Source organism: Kordia sp., assembly GCF_050633145.1.
Taxonomy (GTDB): Bacteria; Bacteroidota; Bacteroidia; order Flavobacteriales; family Flavobacteriaceae; genus Kordia.
Map to the genome: position 1 here is coordinate 1 of NZ_JBOEFY010000018.1, position 26,043 is coordinate 26,043.

At 33.6% G+C, this 26,043-nt stretch carries 21 protein-coding genes; 15 read left to right on the forward strand and 6 right to left on the reverse strand.

Annotated elements, in window-relative coordinates; translation table 11 throughout:
- Positions 1-1,021 (reverse strand): hypothetical protein (locus tag ACRBBL_RS09000; RefSeq protein WP_431368704.1); only part of this gene is annotated, 1,021 nt, incomplete at its 3' end.
- A gap of 325 nt (positions 1,022-1,346) precedes the next feature.
- On the opposite strand from ACRBBL_RS09000, the gene ACRBBL_RS09005 reads away from it, so the two are divergent.
- From ACRBBL_RS09005 to ACRBBL_RS09015, 3 genes are all read left to right on the forward strand, one after another.
- The gene (locus ACRBBL_RS09005; protein ID WP_431368705.1) at positions 1,347-3,725 is read left to right on the forward strand and encodes a TonB-dependent receptor; all 2,379 of its coding nucleotides are present in this window, start codon (positions 1,347-1,349) and stop codon (positions 3,723-3,725) included.
- Between the two features lie 4 nt (positions 3,726-3,729).
- Positions 3,730-4,578 (forward strand): DUF4249 domain-containing protein, encoded by an 849-nt coding sequence (locus tag ACRBBL_RS09010; RefSeq protein WP_431368706.1) that lies wholly within the window; start codon positions 3,730-3,732, stop codon positions 4,576-4,578.
- Between the two features lie 273 nt (positions 4,579-4,851).
- Positions 4,852-5,202 carry a hypothetical protein gene (locus ACRBBL_RS09015; protein ID WP_431368707.1) on the forward strand — a complete coding sequence of 117 codons (351 nt, stop codon included), beginning with the start codon at positions 4,852-4,854 and terminating at the stop codon, positions 5,200-5,202.
- 86 nt (positions 5,203-5,288) lie between these two features.
- Here the strand turns inward: ACRBBL_RS09015 and ACRBBL_RS09020 are convergent, their stop codons facing one another.
- A complete protein-coding gene (locus ACRBBL_RS09020; protein ID WP_431368708.1) occupies positions 5,289-5,942 on the reverse strand; it encodes a hypothetical protein in 654 nt (217 codons plus the stop codon).
- An 11-nt stretch (positions 5,943-5,953) separates the two neighbouring features.
- Positions 5,954-6,220 carry a hypothetical protein gene (locus tag ACRBBL_RS09025; protein WP_431368709.1) on the reverse strand — a complete coding sequence of 89 codons (267 nt, stop codon included), beginning with the start codon at positions 6,218-6,220 and terminating at the stop codon, positions 5,954-5,956.
- Positions 6,221-6,698: 478 nt separating this feature from the next.
- On the opposite strand from ACRBBL_RS09025, the gene ACRBBL_RS09030 reads away from it, so the two are divergent.
- From ACRBBL_RS09030 to ACRBBL_RS09060, 7 genes are all read left to right on the forward strand, one after another.
- The gene (locus ACRBBL_RS09030) at positions 6,699-7,166 is read left to right on the forward strand and encodes an RNA polymerase sigma factor (protein ID WP_431368710.1); all 468 of its coding nucleotides are present in this window, start codon (positions 6,699-6,701) and stop codon (positions 7,164-7,166) included.
- A gap of 2 nt (positions 7,167-7,168) precedes the next feature.
- On the forward strand, positions 7,169-7,714 hold the full coding sequence (locus tag ACRBBL_RS09035) for a hypothetical protein (protein ID WP_431368711.1): 546 nt from the start codon (positions 7,169-7,171) through the stop codon (positions 7,712-7,714).
- Complete coding sequence (locus ACRBBL_RS09040) at positions 7,695-8,768, forward strand: hypothetical protein (protein WP_431368712.1); 1,074 nt, start codon at positions 7,695-7,697, stop codon at positions 8,766-8,768. The genes ACRBBL_RS09035 and ACRBBL_RS09040 overlap by 20 nt, the downstream gene beginning before the upstream one ends.
- Positions 8,769-8,796: 28 nt before the next feature.
- Positions 8,797-9,468: a hypothetical protein gene (locus tag ACRBBL_RS09045; RefSeq protein WP_431368713.1), complete on the forward strand. Its 672-nt coding sequence runs from the start codon at positions 8,797-8,799 to the stop codon at positions 9,466-9,468.
- Positions 9,469-9,927: 459 nt separating this feature from the next.
- The gene (locus ACRBBL_RS09050) at positions 9,928-10,440 is read left to right on the forward strand and encodes an RNA polymerase sigma factor (RefSeq protein WP_431368714.1); all 513 of its coding nucleotides are present in this window, start codon (positions 9,928-9,930) and stop codon (positions 10,438-10,440) included.
- A gap of 53 nt (positions 10,441-10,493) precedes the next feature.
- Positions 10,494-11,414, forward strand: a complete 921-nt coding sequence (locus ACRBBL_RS09055; RefSeq protein WP_431368715.1) for a FecR family protein — start codon at positions 10,494-10,496, stop codon at positions 11,412-11,414.
- 55 nt (positions 11,415-11,469) lie between these two features.
- Positions 11,470-14,070: a TonB-dependent receptor plug domain-containing protein gene (locus ACRBBL_RS09060; protein WP_431368716.1), complete on the forward strand. Its 2,601-nt coding sequence runs from the start codon at positions 11,470-11,472 to the stop codon at positions 14,068-14,070.
- A 55-nt stretch (positions 14,071-14,125) separates the two neighbouring features.
- Here the strand turns inward: ACRBBL_RS09060 and ACRBBL_RS09065 are convergent, their stop codons facing one another.
- The 3 genes from ACRBBL_RS09065 to ACRBBL_RS09075 all read right to left on the reverse strand — a co-directional run bounded on the left by ACRBBL_RS09065 (position 14,126) and on the right by ACRBBL_RS09075 (position 16,001).
- The gene (locus ACRBBL_RS09065; RefSeq protein ID WP_431368717.1) at positions 14,126-14,311 is read right to left on the reverse strand and encodes a hypothetical protein; all 186 of its coding nucleotides are present in this window, start codon (positions 14,309-14,311) and stop codon (positions 14,126-14,128) included.
- A gap of 83 nt (positions 14,312-14,394) precedes the next feature.
- The gene (locus ACRBBL_RS09070) at positions 14,395-15,555 is read right to left on the reverse strand and encodes an ATP-binding protein (RefSeq protein ID WP_431368718.1); all 1,161 of its coding nucleotides are present in this window, start codon (positions 15,553-15,555) and stop codon (positions 14,395-14,397) included.
- Between the two features lie 92 nt (positions 15,556-15,647).
- Positions 15,648-16,001 carry a dihydroorotase gene (locus tag ACRBBL_RS09075; protein ID WP_431368719.1) on the reverse strand — a complete coding sequence of 118 codons (354 nt, stop codon included), beginning with the start codon at positions 15,999-16,001 and terminating at the stop codon, positions 15,648-15,650.
- 185 nt (positions 16,002-16,186) lie between these two features.
- On the opposite strand from ACRBBL_RS09075, the gene ACRBBL_RS09080 reads away from it, so the two are divergent.
- The 5 genes from ACRBBL_RS09080 (at position 16,187) to ACRBBL_RS09100 (ending at position 25,800) form a co-directional block, all read left to right on the forward strand.
- A complete protein-coding gene (locus ACRBBL_RS09080; protein ID WP_431368720.1) occupies positions 16,187-17,254 on the forward strand; it encodes a DUF2652 domain-containing protein in 1,068 nt (355 codons plus the stop codon).
- A 7-nt stretch (positions 17,255-17,261) separates the two neighbouring features.
- Positions 17,262-18,449 carry a phosphoglycerate kinase gene (locus ACRBBL_RS09085; protein WP_431368721.1) on the forward strand — a complete coding sequence of 396 codons (1,188 nt, stop codon included), beginning with the start codon at positions 17,262-17,264 and terminating at the stop codon, positions 18,447-18,449.
- A gap of 265 nt (positions 18,450-18,714) precedes the next feature.
- Positions 18,715-20,358 (forward strand): LysM peptidoglycan-binding domain-containing protein, encoded by a 1,644-nt coding sequence (locus ACRBBL_RS09090; protein ID WP_431368722.1) that lies wholly within the window; start codon positions 18,715-18,717, stop codon positions 20,356-20,358.
- 25 nt (positions 20,359-20,383) lie between these two features.
- Entirely contained in the window at positions 20,384-21,370 is a 987-nt protein-coding gene (locus ACRBBL_RS09095) for a DUF4837 family protein (protein WP_431368723.1), read from the forward strand.
- Between the two features lie 572 nt (positions 21,371-21,942).
- On the forward strand, positions 21,943-25,800 hold the full coding sequence (locus tag ACRBBL_RS09100; protein ID WP_431368724.1) for a LamG-like jellyroll fold domain-containing protein: 3,858 nt from the start codon (positions 21,943-21,945) through the stop codon (positions 25,798-25,800).
- Positions 25,801-26,043: the final 243 nt, after the last annotated feature.

Below are 26,043 nucleotides of genomic sequence, written 5' to 3' on the forward strand. Positions count from 1 at the left end.
TTGCATTTTGAATTGATAAGTACAATGCCTGACTCGCACAAGCGCATCCACATAAATCGCCAAGTTGTATTAAACGATTTGGAATTAGTTGAATCGTATTACTTACTTGTTTAGGAACAATCGTAATATTGGTTATGGTTACTCCTCTAAAGCGTAAATTTCCATACGGATTACATGCTGTGATGTACAATACTTCATCATCATGCGTTTCCATTTGATCTTTAGTACTATCTCCCCAATGCAAGTAGAAGCAAGGTTCTAAGTTTGGTAAATCGAGCATAGAACAGGTTTCTTCTGAATATGGAGTTTTGCATCTACGCGAATTGTTTTCTTTTCCTTTTATCAAGAATGTTTTTGAAAGTGCTTCTTCCTTTAACACTTTTCGTTCTTCTTCAATTGTTTCTGCACAAACAGAACAGTGACAATCATCTACGCATTCGCAATCGTGCTTGCAGTCGTGACATTCTTTTGCAAACAATTCGCTAATTGGGAATCTGAAAATCAAAAACTCATCATGATTAAATCCTTGAAAAGGAGCACCTGCTTGCGGATCTTTTCCTGAATCGAACCAAATAAAATGTGCTTTTTCGTCAATTTCTTTATAAGGTCTAAAAGGTCTTTTCCCGTTATTTGGTCCTTTTGTTACAGGTTTCCACTTTTTACAATGTGCTTTTTTCAACTCTGTATTCACCAACTTTTCAGAAGGTCTTGTGAGGTGATCTCTAAAATTAATTCCTGTTGGAAAAACTTCCCATTTTGCATGTGTTCCAGAAAAAACGGTATTTGCTCCGTGCAATTCTGCTAGCAAACCATTTAATCCGCCATCATCACTCCAACACACAAAATATAAGTACTCATTACAAGTTGCTTTTGCTTCAAAACGGACTGCTTCTAGCGTACTATTCTCAGTAATTTTTCGAAGTACTTGATTGCAATCACCTATGTAAATATCTGAGTAGTTATCACAAGAATACGTTGCTTTAAAATATCTTGTTTGACTACAGTCTTTATTATTTTTCATAATTATTATTTCAAAATTGCCTACTCTGTTTTTTTATAAAAAAGGCTTTTCGGTATCCGCCTTGTTGAGGTTGCATTATTACGTAATTAATGCAGCAAAGATGAAATAGTAGCTATCAATTATATAGAACAATTTTAGGAACAGTAGAGTTGATTCCATGATCGGTAAGACTGATTTTATAATACTTTGTTAAAAAACCTGCTTAAAATCCATACAACGTTCTAAGAAACTTATTTTTATTCCTTAAAAAATTGTTAAACGTGCAACCTTTCATTTTACCAACTGTCAATAGCTGTATATTATCAATTAGAAAACCTAACAAAAAATGAAAAACAGTGTTATCTGGATTTGTCTTTTAATGAGCACATTTCTCTTTGCGCAAGAAAAATTTAGCGTAAGCGGAACCGTAAAAGACAAGAAAAATGGAGAAACTTTGCTTGGAGCTACTGTATACTTAAAAGGAACTACCAACGGAGCAATAACCAACGAATATGGTTTCTTTTCATTAACAGCGCCAAAAGGAACGTATACATTAATAATATCGTTTCTTGGGTATGAAAATGTAACCAAAGAAATTACGCTCGATGTTGACCAAACGGTTAACTTTGAAATTAAAGAATCTTCAACTTCCCTAGAAACGGTTGTGATTGAAGCGGAAGAATCTGAACGTCTCAACATTCGAAAACCGCAAATGAGTGTATCTAAACTCAACGCAGAAACCATCAAACAAATGCCCGTAGTTTTGGGTGAAGTAGATGTTATCAAATCCATTCAAATGTTACCAGGAGTAACCAATAGTGGAGAAGGTACAGGAGGTTTTAATGTTCGTGGTGGAGCTGCCGATCAAAATTTAGTGTTATTAGATGAAGCTATTATCTACAATACATCGCACTTTTTTGGTTTCTTCTCTGTATTTAATGCAGATGCAATTAAAGATATCAAATTGTATAAAGGAGATATTCCAGCGAAATTTGGAGGACGAATTTCCTCTGTTTTAGACGTTCGTCAGAAAGATGGAAACAGTAAAAACCTTGAAGTAAATGGTGGCGTTGGTTTAATTTCGAGTCGTTTGGCTGTCGAAGGACCAATGTTCAACAAAAAAGGATCATTCTTAGTGGCAGGACGAACTTCGTATGCACATTTATTTATGCCATTAATTAAAGAAATAAAAGATGATAAAATTTCGTTTTACGACTTAAATCTAAAAGCGAATTACGAAATCAACGAAAACAACCGTGTGTATCTTTCGGGATACTTTGGAAGAGACATCTTCGATATTTCAAAATTCATTAAAAACAGGTATGGTAATACAACGGGAAACTTACGTTGGAACCATGTATTTAATGAAAAACTCTTCTCAAACCTATCATTAATTTATAGCAAATACGATTATCAAATTGTACTTGACTTTATAAAATTAGATTGGATTGCAGATATTGAAAACTTCAATCTAAAATATGATTTACGCTATTATGCAAGTGATAAACTAAAACTAGATTTTGGGGTAAGTGGAATTACATACGATTTTAATCCGGGAGAAGTAAAACCTACAGATCCAACATCGTCAATCAACTTTAGAAAACTAGATCAAAAAAGAGCGTTTGAAGCTGCTGCATATATTAGTGCCGAACATGAACTAACAGATAAATTAACCGCTCAATACGGATTGCGTTTCAGTACATTTAGTCGTTTAGGCGGACAATCGTTGTCAAACTACGCAAATGATTTACCTGTTGTATACAATGAAGAAATAGGCATTTATGAAGAAGGAGAAGAAATAGGAACTACAGCGTATAAGAAAAGTGAAAGCATTAAAACATTTGCAAACTTTGAACCAAGACTTGGTTTATCATACCAACTCAATGACAATTCATCAATAAAAACAAGTTATACACGATCGGTTCAATATGTACACCTACTTTCCAACACAGTTTCGGTAACACCAGTAGATGTTTGGGCGCCAAGTGGTCGTTATATTAAACCGCAAAAATCCAATCAATATGCAGTTGGATATTACCGAAATTTCAAAGACAAAAAATACTCATTAGAGTTAGAAACGTATTATAAAACAGTCGATAACAGAATCGATTATATTGACGGTTCAAACCTAATTGGAACGAACACTATTGAAACTGAAATTCTAAACGGAGAAGCAAGAGCGTATGGTTTAGAGATATTATTCAGAAAAAACAAAGGAAAATTTAAAGGTTGGTTTGCATATACACTTTCAAAATCTGAGCAAAGAGCGCTTGGAGGAAATGTTGGAGGACCAGGAATTAACAAAGGAAATTGGTACAATACACCTTACGATAGAACACACGATTTTTCACTTACGGGAAGCTATGACTTTAATGAAAAGTGGAAGTTCAGTGCAAATTTTGTCTATCAAACAGGTCGTCCTGTAACATATCCAAACGGACAATACGAATACGAAGGTTTGTCTATTGCGAGTTTTGACGCACGTAATGCCAATCGTTTACCAGCGTATCACAGATTGGATTTATCAGCAACATTTACACCAACTAAAAACAAAAACAGACGTTGGCAAAGTGAATGGGTTTTTGGCGTGTATAACGCTTACGCGAGAAAAAACGCAGCTTCAATCTCATTTACGCAAGATTTTGACACAGGTATAAACGAAGCACGAAGACTTTCCATTTTTGGAAGTTTTATTCCATCAATAACATATAATTTCAAATTTTAAGATCATGAAAAAGTATATAAGGCTATTAACAATCTTAACAATATTCATCGCGCTTATTTCATGTGATGACAAAATAGATGTCGATGTTCCTGAAGCTGCGCCACGTTTGGTGATTGAAGCTTCTCTTGATTGGGAAAAAGGAACTACGGGAAACAATCAAACAATAAAATTAAGAACATCAACACCGTACTTTAATACGACTTTAAATACAAGTGTTACTGGTGCTTCGGTAAAAGTTACAAACACAGATTCAAATGCAGTATACAACTTCGTAGATCAGAATGATGGCGATTATACTATTAATAACTTTGTGCCAGTTATAAATGATTCGTACACGTTAGAAGTTATTTATAACGGTGAAACTTACACAGCAACAGAACAATTAATATCTGTGCCTCCAATTATGAATCCGACACAATCACTTGAAGGCGGATTTGATGATGAGGTTTTAGACGTTACGATCTTTTTTCAAGATCCACCTAATGAGGAAAATTTTTACATGCTGCGAAACCAAGAAGACACTGATTTATTTGGGGAATTAGAAACGCAGTCGGATGAATTTTCAGATGGAAATTTACAAGATGAGTTTTTTGAAAAAGATAAAGATGACGAAGATCCTGAAGCAGAATATAATCCTGGTGATACCGTAAATATTAAATTATATGGAATCTCCGAAAGATATCACAACTACGTTACATTGTTAGTAGAACAATATGACTCTGGAGGTGATCCGTTTGCAGCAACACCAGCAGAAATAAAAGGAAATTGTATTAATGTAACCAATGAAGCCAATTATGCTTTTGGTTATTTTAGAGTCACAGAATTTGACCAAATAGATTATACATTCCAATAAAAAATCTTAATTAGTTTATTTTATAGAAGTAATATTCTATGCTAAAGCGTAATCCCTTAAAAGATTGCGCTTTTTTATGTTTAAAAGTTTGGTGAAATCTAAATTAAAAGCCCAGTTATAAAGTATTAAATTATTAGAATTTTAGATTCTTCAATTTAGGTATGAAAGATGTAAAATTTATTAAGGTATTTTGTTTTTGATTTAAATTCTTTTAAATTTAAGAGTTAAATCTTACAGAAAAATAAAATATAACCTCTAAAAGCCCCATAACAAATGAAAAACGCATTCCTTTTTACGCTACTAATAACATTTGCAACAATATCAGCAAATGCTCAAAACTTTGATGTACCTCCAAATCCAGAAGCAGGAAAATGTTATGAAAGATGTTTCGATTACAATAAAAAATTTGAATGGAAAGAAATAGATTGTTCAAAAATTAAAGAACAAAATACCAAAATGACAACAGCACAACTTTCCGAAATTGAGGAAAAAAAACAAAAAATGCAACAGTATCAACAAAAACTAAAAGCATTAGGATACGAAGTTGAGCTAACAGGAATTGCAGACAATAAAACAATTATTGCACATCATAAATACCTTAAAAAACAAAAGAAGAAAAAATAAAATTCAACTACTAATACGATAATAACCTCTGAACAAATACAATTGTTCAGAGGTTATTTTTTATAAAGCTTACTTTTTAATACGTTCTATGATGGAAACGTTCTTAAAAATATAGCTGGCTTTCCATTTGAAATTACGGTTAAATCAGTTCTTGTAATTAATTCGCCATTTTCAGTTCTTCCTGTAATGATAATACGTTTCATTCCAGGAGCAAATTTACCTATATAATCACCGTTATCTACTTCGACACCCATAAGATGTGGAGTTCCAATTCTAGTTCCAATAATATATCCTGTTCCGTTTTCTATTAATGTTCGTTGACCAATAGCTGGCGGCGGAAACAATTGACTTACAGTAATATCGTATAATGGAGCAATTCTAATATAGTCAGATGGATCTATAATTGCTGGTGTTGCATGCGATACATCGTCATTGACTAACATATTTATGGTACGACCAAATCTTGGTGTATCTGAATTATCTAAACAAAACATCCATACGGTTGTCGTTGGTTTTCCATCCATAGTTTCAAATGTAGCATAGTATCTTTCATGTACATTTAATGGATTTACGCGTTTTCCGTCGTCGTTTAAATCTAGATTATAAAATATGTTTGTGGTTAAAGTTCCTACAGTATAAGTTCCTGTAGCGCCTTCTATTATAAGTTCTTGTATAGGTTCTGTTGGTTTAAAATATTTGTAAATTCTTATATTTTTAACTGGTACTGGTATTCCTTGCATGATTAATAAATTTATAGGGTTTGTATATGTGTAATATGAGCATCTCCTTTAAGAGGAGCATAAATGCTTACAATAGCCGCGCCGTATAATGGCAGAATTGTAGCGGCCTGTGTGTTACAGAAAAACTTGTAGTTGACTCCTGCAACGATCTGTGTTGAAACGGCAACCGGTGAATAATGTACACCGACAAGCTCTTTTGTTGCTTGTTCAAAAGCTTTTTTAGCTTCTGCTGAAATTTTACATGTGTATGGAGAATAGGCTCCCGGTAGGTTTGACATGATTAATTTTATTTAAATTATTCCTACTCTTTTAAGGTTTTTCGGATTCTACCTTTAACAATAAAAAAAAGAAAGTAGCTACTAATATTTAATTCATCTTTTTTGAACATATAACAAATATCTTACGTTAATTGAAGAATTTTCAGCGTATAAGTACTTGATTTTTAAAATGGGTAAACTACCTAATTGTTTAAAAATCAGTAGGTGAGAGTTAAAAAACTATTTTTTAGAAGTTGTATTCGTAAACTTTAAAGAAGATTTAGTCAGCCTTATATAGAAATAAAAATGTACTCAAAACCAATATTTTTTACGGTTTGAAAAATATTTTTATAAAAATGTGCAACCTTTGTAAAATTGAGTTGTCTATTAAAAGAGTAACAAACCATAATCATACACCATATTTTATAGTTTAGTGAGCAACGCTATCTTATTTACACATAAAAATCTTATAGAAAAGAGCAAGCTGGGAAACCGTAAAATGCAATACAAACTGTATTCATTATACGTAGATGCTATGTTCAATGTAAGTATTCGAATTGTGAAAATAAAAGAAGATGCTGAAGATGTAGTGCAAGATAGTTTTATTGATGCGTTTAAAAACTTAGAATCATTTAAATATGAAAGTACGTTTGGTTCTTGGTTAAAAAGAATAGTCATCAACAAAAGCATCAACTATTTAAAAGTAAAACGCATTCCGTTGGTTGCCATAGAAGATCAAGAATATTGGATTCAAGATGAAGAAGAACTCAAACCAGAACAATTAGACATAAGTAAAATAAAAAACGCCATTCAAAAATTACCAAATGGCTATCAAACCATTATCAATTTATACCTCATAGAAGGTTATGACCACAATGAAATAGGAGATATTTTAGAAATCAGTGTATCAACTTCTAAATCGCAATATCACAGAGCAAAAAAGAAGTTAATTCAATTAATTAATTGATTATGAAAGACGAATTAAAAGAGTACATACAAGCCCACAAAAACAAATTCGACGATCATTCTATAGACGAAGTTGAAAAACTTAAACTATGGGGAAAAATTAGTGAGCAATTGCCTGAAACACCTAAAAAAGTAATTCCGTTATGGAAAAAATCATCTTTTAGAGTTGCAGCAGCAGTTGTGTTGCTTTTCGGTTGCTTGTTTGCATTTTACACAACAAATCAAGGTGCTGGAGAATATGATATGGTCAGTGAAGAATTTCGCCAAATAGATACGCATTACAAATCGTTGGTCGAAAATCAAATTCAAATGGTAAAAAATAGCGCCAACTTATCAAAAGAAGAACAAGTTGAATTCTTGAATTATATTGATGAATTAGATAAGGAATACATCAAATTAAAAAAGGAACTCAAGCAAGGTGTCAACAATCAAATTATTATAGAAGCAATAATCAATAACTATAGAAAAAAAATACAAATTATGGAAGATCTTTTACGAAGATCATATCCTATTCAAAATACAGTAGACGATGGCGAACTCATACTATAAAACATTTCTGTGTGTAGTGTTTTGTATGCTGTTGTATCAAAGTGCAGTATCGCAACATAAACTCACCAAAGAAATTAAAGAAACGTATGCTTTTAGTAATGACAGTAAACTATACTTAGAAAATAAGTATGGTGATATTTTTGTGAGCGGTTGGGACAAAAACAGTATTGAAATTGTAATTGACATTGAAGCTGAAAGTAAAAATAGCGAAAAGGCAAAAAAGTTACTCAACAGAGTAAAAATGGATATAGTTGCAACCGATAACGAATTAAAAGTAACATCAAAAATTGCCAAAAAAGAAGGTGGTTTTCTAGGAAGATTAGATCCGTTTAAGAACGAAAAAACCAAAATTAATTATACCATATACTTGCCCAAAAAAGCAATCATAGAAGCATATAACAAATATGGAAATATTATTGTATCTGATTGGAATGGAAAACTAAAAGCAGACGTAGAACATGGCGAAATGCATTTATCAACAGCATTAATCAATGCAAGTTTGACAATTAAATATGGAAAACTAGATGCAATAAGTTTGCAAGAATCACACATTGTAAGCAAAGATGCTACTGTAGGAATTCATTACGGAACAAAACTAAAAATTGATTCAGACGGTTCTGAAATGACCTTGAACAACATACAAAAATTGCAATTAAACTCTAACAAAGACAACATAGATATTTTAAAAATAGATGGAATTTCAGGAACCATCAAATATTCAAAAACATTCTTAAAAAATCTTAGTGGAAAAGCAACGTTAGATTTAAATCATGGCGAACTACGTATTTTAAAACATACTACAACTTCGCCAGATATTGACATAAACCAAAAAGAATCGGAAGTATACATCAATATTTCTGAAACCAACTTTTCTTTCAAAGCAAAGCTTGAACAAGGTGTATTGCGTATTCCAAAAATAATGGACAATATAGAAAGTGAAGTTATAGACCGAAAAGAAAAAATAAGACGTATAAGCGCTACGTATGGCGCAGAAAAACAAGGAAGTATTATATGTACGGGTTATAAAGGTGTCATCATTTTAAAAGAACTATAAATAGCAAACAACGAAACAACCATAAAAAATGAAGAAGTTAGTAACTGCAGTATTCGCACTATTCATTTTCAATACAATCATTGCGCAAACCAATGAAACAGAAGATTATGTCGAATTTGACGATCGGAAAAACATTGTACACGGTGTTTATTTAGGATTTACACCGCAATTTGGAAGAATTTCCAAAGAAGACGCTTTTTTTACAAACTTGAAATTAGCCTATGTTGCCAATAGAAAATTTGAAATAGGATTATCTGGAAGCGTATTTTTTAGCAAACAACCCAACAATACCAATGTGTATAGAGGTGATGAGGTGCTGTTAGTTGGCGCTTATGGCGGATTGCATTTAGAACCAATTCTTTTTGGAAACAGAACTATTAGTGTTTCTTTTCCTTTAATGATTGGCGGCGGTGGCGTTACCATACTTGAAAAAAAGACAAATGGTGATTTTGATGAAACTCCACTAGAAAATGACACTTATGATTATGATTCATTCTTCATTGTAGAACCTGGTGTAAACGTACTCTACAACATTTCACGCTTTGTACAAATAGAAGCAGGAATCCGTTATCGAATCTCAGAATCTTTTGAATTACCATTCTACGGAAAAGATAATATCAAAGGTTTTTCTGCTGGTATAGGATTAAAAATTGGAATCTTCAATATGGGAAGAAAGAAAAAAATAAAAGACAAATTCTAAAAACAATAGCAATTAAACCAAAAAATTAGGCACAAAAAAACCTCGGCAATATTAAGAATTACCGAGGGAAGAAAAACTAGTAAATAGGTTTTGAGATGTATTTTCTTTTTCCCGAATTTTGTGAGACAACTATCGAAATAGTTGTTTTTCTTTTTCATAGCAATTCGTTTCCCATCCTTATTTTTTTATGTTTAGTAAAAAAAAGGGCAACAAAGACTTTAGCCTCGATCTCAATAGCTTTGCTGCCGCTTTATTTTCAACTAATAAAAAACCGACTTAATTGAACTTAATTTTTTTATGAACGTATTAGAAATGTTAAATTTCTAAGTAATTGATATTTTTTCAGTGCTTAATTTGTTGATAAAACAGGTAACTTTTAAAATACCCTACCTAATATTGAAAAAAAATAAAAAAAAATTTACGTAGTTTTGAAAAAAATAAATAAACGCCCCATAATTAATGACTTCGGAAGACAAATCTGTTTGCGAATCAAAAAACTACGAAAGCATCTTTAATACACATGCCGAAACACTTCGGAATTTTGTGTACTACAAGTGTGGTAGCCAACAGCAAGCAGAAGACATTGTACAAGAAGCATTCATAAAACTCTGGAAAAACTGTGCTAAGGTTATTTTTACAAAAGCTAAGTCATATTTATATACTGTTGCAAACAATATGTTTTTAAATGAAGTAGCACATCAAAAAGTAGTATTAAAGTACAAACAACAAACCGGAAGTAAAGTTTCTAACGAAACACCAGAATTTATTCTGAGACAAAAAGAGTTTCAAGAAAAACTACAGCGCACTATTGCAAAATTACCAGAAGGACAACGCGAAGTATTTTTGCTCAATAGAATAGACAAAAAAACCTACGTGGAAATTGCCGAAATTATAGGGCTTTCTGTAAAAGCTGTAGAGAAGAGAATGCACAAAGCTTTAGTAACATTGAGAAAAGAAATAGGAAATGTTTAAAAAAAAGTAGGGTATTTTATAAAGAAACTGTTTAATAAGCGAATCAAATATTAATGATGGAAGAAAAACATGATGATAGATTTCTAGCAAGATGGCTTGCCAATGATCTCACAGAAGACGAAAAACTTCGTTTTGAAAATTCTGCTGAGCATCAGGACTATCTTGATATCATAGAAAGTGTTGACTTAATGGAAGCACCTTCTTTTGATAAGCAATCTATATTGAATTCGATTCAACAAAAACAACAAACGCATACTCCTAAAGTAAGAAAACTGCGCACTTCATGGTTATACTCAGCCGCTGCAGTTGTACTTTTATTTATAGGATTTTCTTATGTATACCTTAATACAGATGAAATTTTTGAAACTGGTTTTGGAGAACAAACTACTGTAAGTTTACCAGACGGTTCGGAAGTTATTTTAAATGCAAAAACAACACTTTCTTTTAATGAAAGCTCTTGGGATAATGACAGAACTGTTTCGCTTGACGGAGAAGCATATTTCAAAGTAAAAAAAGGAGAAAAATTTACAGTTACTACAAACGATGGAACGGTTGAAGTATTAGGTACACAATTTAATGTGCTTACAGATGATGATGGTGTTTTTGAAGTAAAATGTCATGAAGGAAAAGTAAAAGTAACGACCAAAACACAAAAATCTGCAATATTAACGCATGGAAAGGCATTTTCTTTAATTGAAGGAAATGCAGCTTCTTGGGACTTCAATACAAATGATCCTAACTGGAGAGATGGCGAAAGCAATTTCAGAGAAATGCCTATAAAACATGTGATTGAAGCACTACAAAACCAATACGGAATACAATTTACTTTTGAAAATATAGACACTACACAACGATTTACAGGAACTTTTTCTCACAAAAATTTGAAACTTGCGTTGCGAACAGTTTTTGATCCTATGGAAATTTCACATACTTTTAAGGGCGAAAAAACAGTTGTACTTAAAGAAGCGAAGTAAAAAACCTTTTTAGAGCTAAAAAGGTTTCGCTTATCGAAGTTTTATCGTTACGTTTATGAGAAGTGTATTAAGTGTTGCCTTACTGTTCATCACCTGTTCATTGTTTGCTCAAAACAATGGATCATTCTCCTTTGAAAAAGAACCACTGAAAAACGTACTGATTGCTGTAGAAAAAGCATACAGCATAAAATTTTCGTACAATTCAGAACTCGCCGAAAACAAAACCATTACACTGCAAATAAAAGATGCTCCTTTAAACACTGTTATACAGCGTTTACAAAAGCAAGTACCAATTGTTTTTGAAAAAGTAACGAAGCGATTTTACATTATTCGAAACCAATCTCAAGAAGGAAAAATACGGATTTGTGGTGTTTTAAAAGATACAAAAAGTAAGCTTCCTATCGTCGAAGCTTCGGTGGTTAATATTTCACAAAATAAAGGAACTGTAACAAACATAAACGGAAGCTTTGAACTATTCTTAGCATTTCCGTCCGATACGGTAGAAGTTCGGTTCTTAGGATACAAAACACAACGCATACAAGCACAAGACTTTCAAAAAAATCCTTGCGAAACAATTTTGATGGTAGCAGAGCAGTATGACTTAGGTACGGTTTTAATTAGCAACTATCTTACATCAGGAATCAACAAAAAAAATGACGGAGCAATATCTCTTTCACCTTCAAAACTAGGTATACTTCCTGGATTAACAGAACCCGATGTATTGCAAAGCATTCAACTATTACCAGGTATTCAAAGTCCAAACGAAACGGCTTCAGGTTTATTCATTCGTGGAGGAACGCCCGATCAAAACTTAATTCTTTGGGATGGAATCAAAATGTATCATTCAGGACACTTTTTCGGTTTAATCTCGGCATTTAATCCCTATGTAATAGAAGAAGTTTCAGTATTCAAAAGTGGAACATCAACTAGATATGGCGATCGTATTTCGGGTGTAATTGACATTCAAACAGATACCAAAGTTCCCGAAAAACTATCGGGTGGCTTCGGGTTTAATATGACACATGGAGATGCATACCTTAAAATTCCAATTGCTAAAAACTTTGGTGTTACGGTTTCTGCACGTAGAGCATTTACAGATGTATGGGAAACATTTACCTATAATAACTTTTCCGATCGTGTATTTCAAAACACAAAAATTATCAAAAGCTCTGAAATATTAGAAAATGTATTTTCCGAAACTGAAAATAAATTCTTCTTTACAGATTACACCATAAAACTAATTGGAAAACTATCTGATAAAGACAAGATAATGCTTAGTAATTTGCGTACTAAAAACGAACTTGATTTTAGGTCTGAAGTAGATCTTTTTGAAGAAACTTCACGAGACAAACTAAGCATTCTTAATTCTGGTTATAGTGGATTTTGGGAACGACAATGGAATCCAAACTTTTCACATACGTTAGATATGTATTATTCTCAATTTGATTTTGACTACTTAGGCACGTTTAGAGGCGATATTGTAGGTGCTACGGAGCAAGATCAAAAACGAAACAAAATCAAAGACATTGGTTTTTCATACCATACCAATTGGAAAATGAATGAAAAACGGAGTCTGCAATTTGGGTATCAATTCTCTTCTAACGATGTGTCTTTCGGTTTCTCTGGTTTCAGAGGAACAGAAGAAGGTGTTACTACATATAATACAGGAGAAGAAAGTATCAACAATTCTCATGCACTGTTTTCATCGTACAAATACAACGATAAAAATGAGCTAATTATCAATGCGGGTCTGCGCATGAACTATTTCAGTACAACAAACGATTTGCTCTTTGAACCGCGATTGTATGTAGAGAAGAAACTAAACAATGATTTTAGTGTTAACTTCTCGGGCGAATTAAAACACCAAGCAGTAAGTCAAATATTGGAATTCAACACAGCAAACTTCGGATTGGAAAATCAAGTATGGGCAGTTGCCAATGGTGAAGAGCTTCCTATATTAAAAAGCAGACAAATTTCGGCAGGAATATTATTCAATAAAAAAGGGTGGCGTGTCGATTTAGACGCATACTATAAAAACATTACAGGATTAACATCATTCAATAGAAGTTTTGGAAACACAAGTGTTTTAGAAACCTTTACAGAAGGAAACAGTAATGTATATGGGATAGATGTTTTAATTGAAAAAAAAATCAACGATTACCAAACTTGGGTGAGTTATTCGTATACAGATAATAACTTTGAATTCTCACGAATCAATAACGGATTAACTTTTCCAGGGAATTATGATATTCGCCATTACTTCCGTTGGGCGCATTCATACACCCTAAACAATTTTAAATTCTCTTTGGGATGGAATTACCGCACAGGAACGCCATACACGCCCGTAACGTCGCAAACGCAAGATAACGGAGACTTATTCGTCTTTATTGGAGATACGAACAGTACGCGCATCCCAGACTATCATCGTTTAGACTTCTCGGGAACATATACTTTCGATTTTGACAAAAAGAATAAATGGAAAGGAAAAATTGGTTTTTCTTTACTCAATATCTACAATCGTCAAAACTTGCTAGAACGCTATTATGAAATAAGACCGTTTTTAAATCAAGAAAACAATGTGCAATTTCGACTAGAAACCGTTGATAAATTTTCTTTAGGAATGACGCCTAATCTTGTTTTTAGAGTAGATTTTTAGAAACAACTTTCACAAAAAATAAAGCGAGCCAAAACTCGCTTTTATATACTTAAATTTAGTTTTTCTCTTTTTTAGGTTCGTCCAAACAAATCGCATCAGGATCTGTTGGATCATCTGAACCTGCAAAATCACAAGAAACACATGTAATACTAATAGCTATTCCTCCGCCAATTTGATGTGCGTCAAATGAGGAAATAGTTCGCTTATTTAATCGAATCTTTTTAAATGCTTGTTTTTTCATAATGAATGTTTTAAAGTTTCAACTAAAAGTTCATCATCATGAAAAACGTAACCCAAGAAAAAAGTTAAAAAAAGAAGAAAAATTTACAGAGGAAGATCTTTTCTATGCAATAATCGTGTCAACTTAATAGATAAATCAGTCAATACGATTTTAGAATTTCCGTTGCGTTCTATATGGTAAATAGCATCTTGCAATTCTTTCGAAATATCTAAAATATTATTTCCGTGTACAAAAGGCGCAAATTTCTCTAAAAAGAATCCTTTGGTATGTGGTTCAAAAAACACCAAATCGGTTGCGGTATAATTTTGAAGTAATGCTTGTCTAAAAAGATTCAGGCAAAAGCCTAAAAACTTCTTTTGTGTTTCACGACCCGTTTTGGCAACTTCTTCGCTCCAAGAAATTAAATCGCGAATTGCCGTTTTATTTCCTTTCGCTTTAAAAGCAGAACGAACCCAACTTACAAACCAAGTTTCAAACAGTAAATCTTCCGAATCTTGATGTACTAAATCGACAGCTTTGTTATAATTTCCATTTGCTTGGTGTGCAATTTTTGTGGCTTCAGTTTCAGAAACATTCAAATTTTTAATCAATGATTCTTTAATGGCTTGTTCACCCAAAGGAGGAAAATGTAAAACTTGACAACGCGAACGAATTGTATTAATAATTTGCTCCTCATCTTCAGCAATTAAAATAAATAGAGTTTGATTTGGCGGTTCTTCAATCAATTTCAACAACTTATTGGCAGCAGCAGTATTCATACGTTCTGCCATCCAAATAATCATCACTTTATAACCGCCTTCATACGATTTCAGCGCAAGCGATTTTACCACATCTAACGCTTCATCAACACCAATTTGTCCTTGCTTATTATCAATACCGAGCATTTTGTACCAATCAAACAAATTTCCATAAGGCTGCTCTTTGATAAACTGTCGCCATTCTTCCAAAAAGTGTTTGGAAACAGGATGACTTTTTACTTTATGATTTCCCGCTACAGGAAAGGCAAAATGCAAATCGGGATGCGAAAGGTTGCTCAATTTTAAATTACACGCTTCGTTTCCACCTGAATTTTCACCTTCCATATTTTTACACAACACATACTGCGCATAGGCAACTGCCATTGGAAGCGTACCGCAACCTTCTGGACCAACAAAAAGTTGGGCGTGCGGAATGCGTCCACGATCGGCACTTAGTGTCAAATGTTTTTTAATATGTGTGAGTCCTAAAATATCTTGGAAAAGCATGTGGCAAATATAGGAGTAACCTTTGAATTTTTTAGTAAAATCTAAAAAACTCAACACATCCAACAAAGAAATCTAAAATAAAGAAAGCTTTTTTAGTTTGTAAGCAGTTCTTTTTGGCGGATAGCTTCATCAATAGCAACAGTTACATATTTATGACTGTTAAAAAAAGATGCATTAGAAGTTAGTTTGATGGTAGCAATGACACTTCCGTCTTTCTTTTTATCGATTGAAGTTACCGTAACTTTTTCACCTTTAATATTTTTATAACTAGCAACTCCTCCTTTTTTTATGATGAAGTTTGTTTTCGGAAAATGAATATGCTTATAGTTGTTGTTAAGTGCTTTTCCAATAACATAAACATCTCCTACTTTAACATCGGAGTTTTGCGCATAAATTACACTTGTAAAAAAACTAAAAATAACGGCTAAAAAAAGATACTTCTTCATGAGATTAAATTCAAAATTAGAGATACTTCAAAATAATAAAAAATGACGAAACAATAAATAAAACGCTATATTTTTTTGATTTAGTAAAACAAACTAAAAACCCAATTACTTTCTAAAGGAATCGCTAATAATTACAACAAACTCAATACCTTTGTAATAACTCGATCAAAAACGAACCAAAACACATGGCGGACAAAGCGCTTCTTTTTATTCCTGATATCTCCGGATTTACTGAATTTGTACAACATACGGCAATTCAGCACAGTCGTCATATCATTTCGGAACTCCTAGAATTATTGATAGATAATAACATCACAGGTTTGCAATTGGCAGAAATAGAAGGTGATGCATTGTTTTTTTACAGAATAGGAGATGTGAATATCAATCAAATTCGTGAGCAAGTCAAAAGAATGTATGTGGCGTTTCATACCTATTTAAAGCGGTATGAATACGAAAAAATTTGTCAATGCGGAGCTTGTTCTTCTGTGTATAACCTTTCTTTGAAATTTGTTGTTCACTATGGTGATATAGAATTTATTTCTGTAAAAGACACAAACAAACCGTATGGACCTAATGTAATTAAAGTGCATCGATTGCTCAAAAACGACGTGCCAATTTCAGAATATGCTTTATTTACGCAACATGTAGATGCAGAAACGGTTCAAAATGCAGAAAATAAATTGCAAGCCAATTATGATTTTGGAGATATTAACTATGCTTACGAATCGCTCTCCGATTTTAAAAATGAACTTCCAGAAATTCCGCCAATTCCAGACAATGTACCAAAACACAATTTGTACAGTGAAGAAGCAAGTATCAATATGCCAATTTTAGAACTCTACGAAATCATTAGCAACTTTGACTATCGTTTATTGTGGGCAAAAGGAATTGACAAAGTCGAATACGAAAAAAACAGAATCAATCGAGTAGGAGATAAACACAAATGTTTAATAGATAAAAAAGAAGTCACTCCGACAACAGTTACCAAAAAAGCTAAAAAAAATCAATTGGTATATGGAGAATCAACAACAGAAGTTCCATTCACCAAAAAATTGAATGTCTATTATGTCTTAACACCCGAAAATGATCAAAAAACACGGCTGCAAATCGAGGTATTTGTCGATTTTAAGCCTTTCGGCATCTTACTAAAACGTTTGATGAAAAAAAACTTCAAAAAAGTCGTTCCCGAAAATATAAAAGAACTTATATTGCTTGCTGATTCAGGATTTAAAACAACAATAACCGAAAAATAAAATACTTGTGAAAACGCTAAACGATTATAACTTTAAAGACAAAAAAGCATTAATTCGCGTTGATTTTAATGTACCACTAAACGATCAATTTGAAGTAACCGATGATTCTCGTATCAAAGCTGCAAAGCCAACGATTATCAAAATACTAGAAGATGGCGGAAGTTGCGTACTTATGTCTCACTTAGGAAGACCAAAAGGATTTCAAGAAGAATATTCATTAAGACATATTGTAGAAACGGTTTCACAAGTCATTGGTGTACAAGTAAAATTTGCAGGAAACTGTATTGGTGAAGAAGCAAATAAAGCTGTGACCGAATTAGAAAATGGCGAAGTTTTACTATTAGAAAATTTACGTTTTCACGAAGAAGAAAAAGGAGGAGACGAAGCTTTTGCTGCACAATTAGCAAAGCACGGAGATATATATGTAAATGATGCATTTGGTACGGCACACAGAGCGCATGCATCAACAGCAGTTATTGCACAAAATTTTGAAGACAAAAAATGTTTTGGTCTCTTACTTGCAAAAGAAATAGAAAGTATTGCAAAAGTAATGGAAGTAGGCGAAAAGCCAGTAACAGCAGTTCTTGGAGGAGCAAAAGTATCTTCAAAAATTACAATCATTGACAATATTTTAGATAAAATAGATCACTTAATTATTGGTGGTGGAATGACGTTTACGTTCATCAAAGCACAAGGCGGAAGTATTGGAGATTCATTGGTGGAAGATGATAAAATGGAATTGGCAAAAGAAATTATGAAGCAAGCAGAAGCAAAAAATGTAACCATTCATTTGCCTGTAGATTCTGTAATTGCAGATGCATTTGCCAATGATGCAACAACAAAAATTGTAGATGTAACTCAAATTCCTGACGGTTGGATGGGATTAGATGCCGGACCTGCAACACAAGCTAAATTTGCTGCCGTTATAGCACAATCGAGAACAATTCTTTGGAATGGACCATTAGGTGTATTTGAAATGCCAAACTTTGCCAAAGGAACCATTGCTTTAGGTGATGCCATTGCAGAAGCTACCAAAAACGGAGCGTTCTCATTAGTTGGTGGAGGAGACTCTGTTGCAGCTGTAAAACAATTTGGTTTTGAACCAAAAGTAAGTTACGTAAGTACAGGTGGTGGCGCAATGTTAGAAAGCCTAGAAGGAAAAACATTGCCAGGAATCGCGGCGATATTATCGTAAAAAACAACATAAAATAACACATATCAAAAAGTCTAATTCCTGTAGTTAGACTTTTTTTAGTATCTGGGAATTTCAAAATCTGAATAAAAAACACGAATTTAGCAGCAATCACGTTTTTTAAAATACGAATAACGTCAGTTCGAGTGATTTTTTATCAAATCAACATGGTTGAAACTGATAAAAAATTGCACTTCGATAAACTCAGCAGAGCTATCGAGAACAGCTTAGAAAACTGTTATCTAACAATAAAAACAACCTACTATAAATGAAATATCTCTTTAGCATATTATTTTTTTTAATGGCTTTTGTGGGAACTGCCCAAGAAGATGAAAAAAAGCCAGCAAAAGAAAAACCTACTTTCAAAATAATAAAAGACACAATCATTCTTGATGGAAAAAAAACCATCATGACTGATACAATTTATCTAGATACCAAAAACGAAATCAAACGTTCTTTAGATGAGGTACTTCCGCAATTAGATAGTACTAAAACTGCTATTGATGGCAATAAACCATTAAATAAAGTAAATGAAAGCTATGAGTTGCTAGATAACAAAATGGCGGCTAAAATAGACAGTTTATGGCTTCGCGAACTTGGTGGCGAAGAATTGTTTGATACCATTCACAAAGAAATTTCGGAACTAAAATACGAGCCTGTTGTTTTTCAAGACTTACCAACCGATACGTTAAAAGCGCGTTTGGAACGATTGAACGCAAAAACACCGTTTAACATTGAGTACAATCCATCACTAGAAAGTGTCATTAGAAGATTCTTAAAAAGACACAAAAAATCGATGGAACGATTGATGAAAACTAGTCAATACTACTTTCCAATGTTTGAACAAGAATTGGACAATTACAACATTCCATTAGAGGTAAAATACTTGGCCATAGTAGAATCTGCCTTAAATCCAAGAGCACGCTCACGAGTTGGCGCAACCGGATTATGGCAATTTATGTATCAAACAGGAAAACAATACGATTTAAATGTAAGTTCGTATGTAGATGAACGCAGTGATCCTGAAAAATCAACCAAAGCAGCCTGTCAATACTTAGCAAGCTTATACAAAATATTTGGCGATTGGGATTTAGCCTTAGCCGCTTACAATTCAGGTCCTGGAAACGTTTCCAAAGCCATTAGACGTTCTGGTGGATATGAAAACTACTGGAACATTCGTAAAAACCTACCTCGCGAAACTGCTGGATACTTGCCAGCATTCTTAGCAACCATGTACATTTTTGAATATGCAGACGAACACGGTTTTCAAGTCGAAAAAATAGAAGTACCTCACTTTGCAACCGACACCATTCGCGTAAAGCAACTATTAACCTTCGATCAAATTTCGGAAGTATTAAACGTAAAAGTAGAAGACTTACAATTTTTCAATCCATCATACAAATTAGATATCATTCCACACATAAAAGGAAGAAACTATACATTGCGATTGCCTGTAAAAGAAGTTGGGAAGTTTGTAAACAATGAAGAAGCCATTTATGCCTTAGCAAAAGAAGAATTGGCAAAGCGAGAAAAGCCATTGCCACAACTTTTTGAAATGGACAAACGGACACGTTACCGCGTTCGACAAGGCGACTATCTAGGGAAAATAGCAAGAAGATTTGGAGTGCGTGTAAGCGACTTAAAAAGATGGAATGGACTTCGATCTAACCGATTGCGGATTGGACAACGTTTAACAGTATATCCAAAAAAACCTGGTTTTGCTACTAAAAAATCATCCAAAAAGAAAAAAAATAAAGGAAATGCAAAAACCTACACTGTCAAGTCTGGCGACTCTTTGTGGAGCATTGCTCAAAAATTTCCTGGAGTTTCTGTAAAGAATATTAAAAAATGGAACGATATTAGTGGGAATAAACTAAAACCTGGAATGACTTTACAGGTTTCAAAAAAATAAATAACAATCATAAAACCGATTACACGTGAAAAAACTATATGTATTTTTATTCGCTTTAGCAGTATTCTCTGCATGCGAAGACCCAAAAGATAAAGATGTGGCAGCGCAATATTTGCCAGTATCTTCTGGAACAGTGAACATGATAGCGGTTGTGATGGAAAGCGACCAATGGAAAGGAACAGTAGGTGACAGCATTCGAAGTATTTATGGAATACCAACAGATGGTTTACCAATGGACGAACCTATTTTTTCATTAAAACATGTAAATCCTGTGGTGTTTAAAGGAGCAGTTACCAAATACAGAAGTGTTTTAGTGGTAAAAACGTCTGAGAAAAAGAAATATAAAGTACGTGAAAACATATACGCAAAGCCTCAAAAAATAGTCTATGTTTCCGGAACTGAAGATGAAATTGTACAACAGCTAAGAAAAAATGCTGAAACCTCTATTAAAACGTTCAAAAAAAACGAACTCATTTCTAAGCAACAGTTTATCCGAGGTTCAATGAATCAAGATAAAGCGTTGCAAGAAGTATTCGGAATTACGCTCAATATTCCTTCTGTATACGAAATGGTAAAAAAGGAGGACAATTTTGTTTGGTTTGAACGAAAAGTGAAAACAGGAACCATGAATGTCATCGCATATACATTGCCATTAGGAGCCATTCCAAAAGACGATACAACAATTGACGCCATTATTAAAATGCGTGATTCTATCGGAGAAGCCTATGTGCCAGGAAAAGATCCTGAAACGATGTACATGATTACAGAAAAAGCATATTCGCCATTCTTATTTAATGCTACTATTGATGGCAAGCCTGCGTTTGAAACTAAAGGAATGTGGGAAGTACATAACTTTCAAATGGCAGGTCCATTTATCAACTATGTTGTGGAAGACAAAGCACACAATCGTTTAGTCGTTATAGAAGGATTTACGTTTGCGCCATCAGAAAACAAAAGAGATTATATGTTTGAAATTGAAGCGATCTTAAAATCTTTGAAAATCGAAAAATAAGATTTACTAGTATATAAAATACAGAAAGCATCTAAGTACTAAACTTAGGTGCTTTTTTTATGTGTTTTTTTCGCTTTCGCTGGAAGAAACTTTGAGATAGTTGGAGCTGAAACTTAATTCTATTTGTCAATTTAAAAAAGAAGCTTCATACAAAATTTTGCTTATCAAAATACCAAAAGCGATAGCAATCCAAGAGCAAAGTTTCTAAAGTCGAACTTTTTGATTGAAGTTTTAAAAGCTATTAATGTGTTTGTTAAAGAACACACTTCATTCAAAAGCTATAAATTATTATAGCGTTATTAATAATACGTATAACCCCTAAAGAAGCTACTAAATATTGAATAAAAAGCAGGATAAAACCTTCAAGAACAAATGTCAATACTAAGTTAGTAGTGTAATTTCTGCCTTTTGGGTTTTAGTACTGATTAAATAATAACTATTTGAAATATAAGTAATTAAATTTCCCTTTCTAAGATTTAAAAGTTGTTTCTTGTGTTACTATCAATTTGTATGATATATAGATCTTGTGTAATAGGTATAGTAAACCAAACCCATAATAACCATCCAAAATTATGCTTCCAAAGCCAACCCTATTTTTTATTCTTTTTTTATTCTTAAGTTCAATAACAATACAAGCTCAATGTATTATAGACCAAACAGTAATAGCAAGTCCAACTACTGATGCTTGTAGTGCAGATGTTGTAGTGTCTTTAGGTTCTTCTCAAACTGGAGTTAACTATTTTTTACGTGATGATGCAGATAATTCTAGTATTGAAGGTCCTATAGTTGGTACAGGAAATCAAATAAATTTTACTTCTGAAACCATAACTGCAGATAAAACCTATAATGTATATGCTACAAAAACTTCTGGCGCATTAGATTTTAACGGTACAACTGCGTATATAAATTGTGGTGCAAATGTTTCTTTAGAAGTATCGGGAGCATTAACCATGCAAGCTTGGATATACCCTACAGCTTTTAAAGCTTATGATATTATTATTAATAAAGAAGGAGAATACGAAATGGGTTTACGAAATGGTGAACTTGCTATTGCAATAGATAATACTTCTCCAAATTGGAACTGGATAGATTCAGGTGCTACTGTGCCTTTAAACGAATGGACTCATGTTGCAGCAACCTACGATAATGCTACAAGTTTAATTATTCTCTATATAAATGGAGTTGCAGTGTTTAGTACAGCAGGAACCGGATTGATAACTGATGCACTAGCATCTCAAAATGAATTGTGGATTGGTGATCGATCTGGAGCAGGAAGCTCAAATTTCACGGGAAAAATAGATGAAGTAAGTGTTTGGAATACTGCACAAACGGGTATTGAAATACTAAACCAAATGAACAGTTGTTTTTTAACAGGATCCGAAACAGGGTTGATTGCAGCTTATGGGTTTGAAGAAGGAACAGGAAGTATTGTTACTGACCTATCTCCAAACGGAAACAACGGAACCTTAATCAATACCAGTTGGACAACTTATGAAACTTCAGAAGTAATGACCAATACACCTACAGTAACCATTACTAACGATACTGAAAACCCCACAATTACGTGTCCTTCAGATATTGTAGTCGCAACTAGCACAATCATAAATCCAACAAGTATAGTCTCTACATTTTCAGTTCCACCAGCACCTGGTCAAACTGGAGGTGGAATAGATGAAGCTCTTGTTAATATGATAAACGGATCTGGATTATCGTCTTTCCCATCACTAACAGCCACTCACCAAAGCGGTAGTAGTTCTAGTAGAACATGGACTGGATCTGGTACTTCTGGAGTACTTACATTTAATCTTGGTGGGTTACAACCTGTAAACTCTTTGTCTTTTTGGAATATTAGCGGTAGTTCTAGTACGCTAGGAGTAAATCAAGTTGAAATATTAGCTTCTACAGATGGGGTTAACTTTGCACTTATTCCAGATACGCCTACTAATTTTGCAGAAGCATCTACAATATTAACACCTCAAATTTTCAACTTCCCAACTACAAATGCTACTCATATTAAATTCAATATCATAAGTAATCATGGTTATACAGGTAGTGGTGGTCCAGGTAGTGGACCTGCTGTTGGAATAGCTGAAGTCGCTTTTGGATTTCAAGAAACTCTTTGTAGTACTAACAACGTAAATTTAGGCACACCTGTTACATCAGATGATTGCGGAGTAGCATCTGTAACCAATAATGCGCCAACTGTATTTCCTGTAGGTGACACTACAGTTATTTGGACCGTTACAGACACTGTTGGTAATACTGCTACATGCTCTCAATTAGTCACTGTAAACGATACAGTAAACCCAACGATTACGTGTCCTTTAGATATTGTAACAGCCTGTAGCCCTAGCGATTTGGGTACACCAGTTACATCCGACAATTGCGGAATAGCGTCGATAACCAATGATGCACCAGCTACATTTCCAGTAGGAGATACTACAGTTACTTGGACAGTTACAGACAATGCTGGTAATACAGCTATGTGTTCGCAATTAGTTACAATAAATATTGATACTGAAAACCCTACGATTACGTGTCCTTCTGATATTGTAACAACAACATTAAATACCACAATCATAAACCCGATAAGTGCAGCAACTACATTTACAACTTTTCAAGGTCCTAATGGTGAACCTATTAGCGAACAAATTCTTAATATGATAAATGGCTCTGGGTTATCATCTTTTCCTTCACTAACAGCTGGTCATCAAATTCTAGACGGACCTGAAGGTTCTAGTATTTGGGCAGGCCAAGGTACTTCTGGAGAAATTACATTTAATCTTGGCGGGTTACAATCTGTAAACTCTTTATCTTTTTGGAATTATGGAGGAGCCACAGGAGGTGCTAATGGCGCAGGTGTAAATGGAGTTGAAATATTAGCCTCTACAGATGGAATTAACTTTACACTTATTCCAGATACACCGACTAATTTTAGTCAAGTAACAACAACTTTTACTCCTGAAATATTTAACTTCCCTACCATAAGTGCTACTCATATTAAATTTAATGTTTTAAGCAACCATAGTACTTTAAGTTTTGTAGCAATAGGTGAAGTGGCTTTTGGTTTTTCTGAAATACTTTGCACTGCTAACAATACGGATTTAGGCACACCAGTTACATCAGACAATTGCGGAATAGCATCGGTTACAAATGATGCACCTGCTATACTTCCTATAGGAGATACTACAGTTATCTGGACTGTTACAGATAATGCTGGTAATACAGCTATGTGCTCTCAGTTAGTCACAGTAACTGCACCAGAAATAAATGTATTGGGTAATGCTGTTACTATTACAAATGGAGACATTATACCAGATGCAGCAGATGATACAGCATATGGAGATGTTTATATTGGTGATTATTTGGAACGCACATTTACTATAGAAAATACAGGAGATGAAGATTTAATCTTATCTGGCACACCATTGATATCTATTTCAGGCAGCACCGATTTTACAGTAACTGCAGCTCCTGTTTCTCCTGTAACTTTAGGAGGAGGAACAACAACATTTACTGTTCGTTATACGCCAAGCGCTGTTGTTACAAATGATACTGCTACTATAAGTATAACAAGTAATGATTGTGACGAAGCAATTTATGATTTTACAGTACAAGGTACTGCTATTGAACCTATTATTCTTAATGCTAAAGTATATCTACAAGGCACTTTTATGAATCCAGATGTAGATGATACTAGTTTAATGCGCGATGACTTAAGAGATGCTAATTATATCCCTACAACTTCACCTTATGCAGATGGGTTAATTTGTAACGCAACCGTTTTTAATACAGGAGGAACTGATGGAACTGGACCAATAAGTGACGATATTGTTGATTGGGTTTGGGTAGAATTAAGAGATGCTACAGATAATACTGTAATTACAGAAGCAAAATCGGCGTTATTACAGCGCGATGGAAATATCGTAGCTGTTGATGGTGTATCAGATGTACCTTTCTCACAACCTAACAATAATTTTTATGTCGTTGTAAAACATCGGAATCATTTAGGGATTATGAGTGCCAATACAATAGCATTATCAAAGACACCAATAAGTGTTGATTTTACAAATAGTACCACTCCAATTACTTTTGGTACAAATGCGCAAGCAACTATAATTGGTTCTCCAAATATAGTAGCACTTTGGGCTGGTAATGTAAATAACGATCAATTGGTGCAATATTCAGGAACGAGTCCTGATACACCAAGTATCTTATCGAGTGTATTAAATGATTCAGGAAACTTTCTAAATTTTCCGACCTATCAGGTTTTAGGATATAATATGAATGATATTGACATGAATGGAAGTTCTCAATATAGCGGAATAGAACCAGACACTCCATATATATTGCAAAACGTGCTGGCTCATCCAGGAAATTCTTTGAATTTCAGTACACATCCAATACAAGAACAATTACCCGAAAACTAAAATAAAACTAGTGCGTGAAAACTGCTATTGAATTTATATTTGATCTTTTCTAAACAAAAAAAGTCCCAACAGCAATGTTGGGATTTGTTGTTTTTAGAAGAAATTTCTTTAGTAAGAGCAAAGCACGTCTAATTCAATTTGTTAATTTGAAAAAGAAGTTTCACACAAAAGTTTACTTATCAAAATACCAAGAGCGAAGCGATCTAAAAGGCAAAGCCGATCCAAGAGCAAAGCGTGTCTAAC

What these genes read in the sequence shown, in the direction of transcription:
- ACRBBL_RS09045 (WP_431368713.1), top strand. Translation starts at nt 8,797, where the DNA reads ATGAAGAAGTTAGTAACTGCAGTATTCGCACTATTCATTTTCAATACA.
- ACRBBL_RS09090 (WP_431368722.1), top strand. Translation starts at nt 18,715, where the DNA reads ATGAAATATCTCTTTAGCATATTATTTTTTTTAATGGCTTTTGTGGGA.
- ACRBBL_RS09020 (WP_431368708.1), bottom strand. Translation starts at nt 5,942, where the DNA reads ATGCAAGGAATACCAGTACCAGTTAAAAATATAAGAATTTACAAATAT.
- ACRBBL_RS09035 (WP_431368711.1), top strand. Translation starts at nt 7,169, where the DNA reads ATGAAAGACGAATTAAAAGAGTACATACAAGCCCACAAAAACAAATTC.
- ACRBBL_RS09025 (WP_431368709.1), bottom strand. Translation starts at nt 6,220, where the DNA reads ATGTCAAACCTACCGGGAGCCTATTCTCCATACACATGTAAAATTTCA.
- ACRBBL_RS09075 (WP_431368719.1), bottom strand. Translation starts at nt 16,001, where the DNA reads ATGAAGAAGTATCTTTTTTTAGCCGTTATTTTTAGTTTTTTTACAAGT.
- ACRBBL_RS09070 (WP_431368718.1), bottom strand. Translation starts at nt 15,555, where the DNA reads ATGCTTTTCCAAGATATTTTAGGACTCACACATATTAAAAAACATTTG.
- ACRBBL_RS09100 (WP_431368724.1), top strand. Translation starts at nt 21,943, where the DNA reads ATGCTTCCAAAGCCAACCCTATTTTTTATTCTTTTTTTATTCTTAAGT.
- ACRBBL_RS09080 (WP_431368720.1), top strand. Translation starts at nt 16,187, where the DNA reads ATGGCGGACAAAGCGCTTCTTTTTATTCCTGATATCTCCGGATTTACT.
- ACRBBL_RS09010 (WP_431368706.1), top strand. Translation starts at nt 3,730, where the DNA reads ATGAAAAAGTATATAAGGCTATTAACAATCTTAACAATATTCATCGCG.
- ACRBBL_RS09005 (WP_431368705.1), top strand. Translation starts at nt 1,347, where the DNA reads ATGAAAAACAGTGTTATCTGGATTTGTCTTTTAATGAGCACATTTCTC.
- ACRBBL_RS09050 (WP_431368714.1), top strand. Translation starts at nt 9,928, where the DNA reads ATGACTTCGGAAGACAAATCTGTTTGCGAATCAAAAAACTACGAAAGC.
- ACRBBL_RS09040 (WP_431368712.1), top strand. Translation starts at nt 7,695, where the DNA reads ATGGCGAACTCATACTATAAAACATTTCTGTGTGTAGTGTTTTGTATG.
- ACRBBL_RS09015 (WP_431368707.1), top strand. Translation starts at nt 4,852, where the DNA reads ATGAAAAACGCATTCCTTTTTACGCTACTAATAACATTTGCAACAATA.
- ACRBBL_RS09055 (WP_431368715.1), top strand. Translation starts at nt 10,494, where the DNA reads ATGATGGAAGAAAAACATGATGATAGATTTCTAGCAAGATGGCTTGCC.
- ACRBBL_RS09030 (WP_431368710.1), top strand. Translation starts at nt 6,699, where the DNA reads ATGCAATACAAACTGTATTCATTATACGTAGATGCTATGTTCAATGTA.
- ACRBBL_RS09065 (WP_431368717.1), bottom strand. Translation starts at nt 14,311, where the DNA reads ATGAAAAAACAAGCATTTAAAAAGATTCGATTAAATAAGCGAACTATT.
- ACRBBL_RS09060 (WP_431368716.1), top strand. Translation starts at nt 11,470, where the DNA reads ATGAGAAGTGTATTAAGTGTTGCCTTACTGTTCATCACCTGTTCATTG.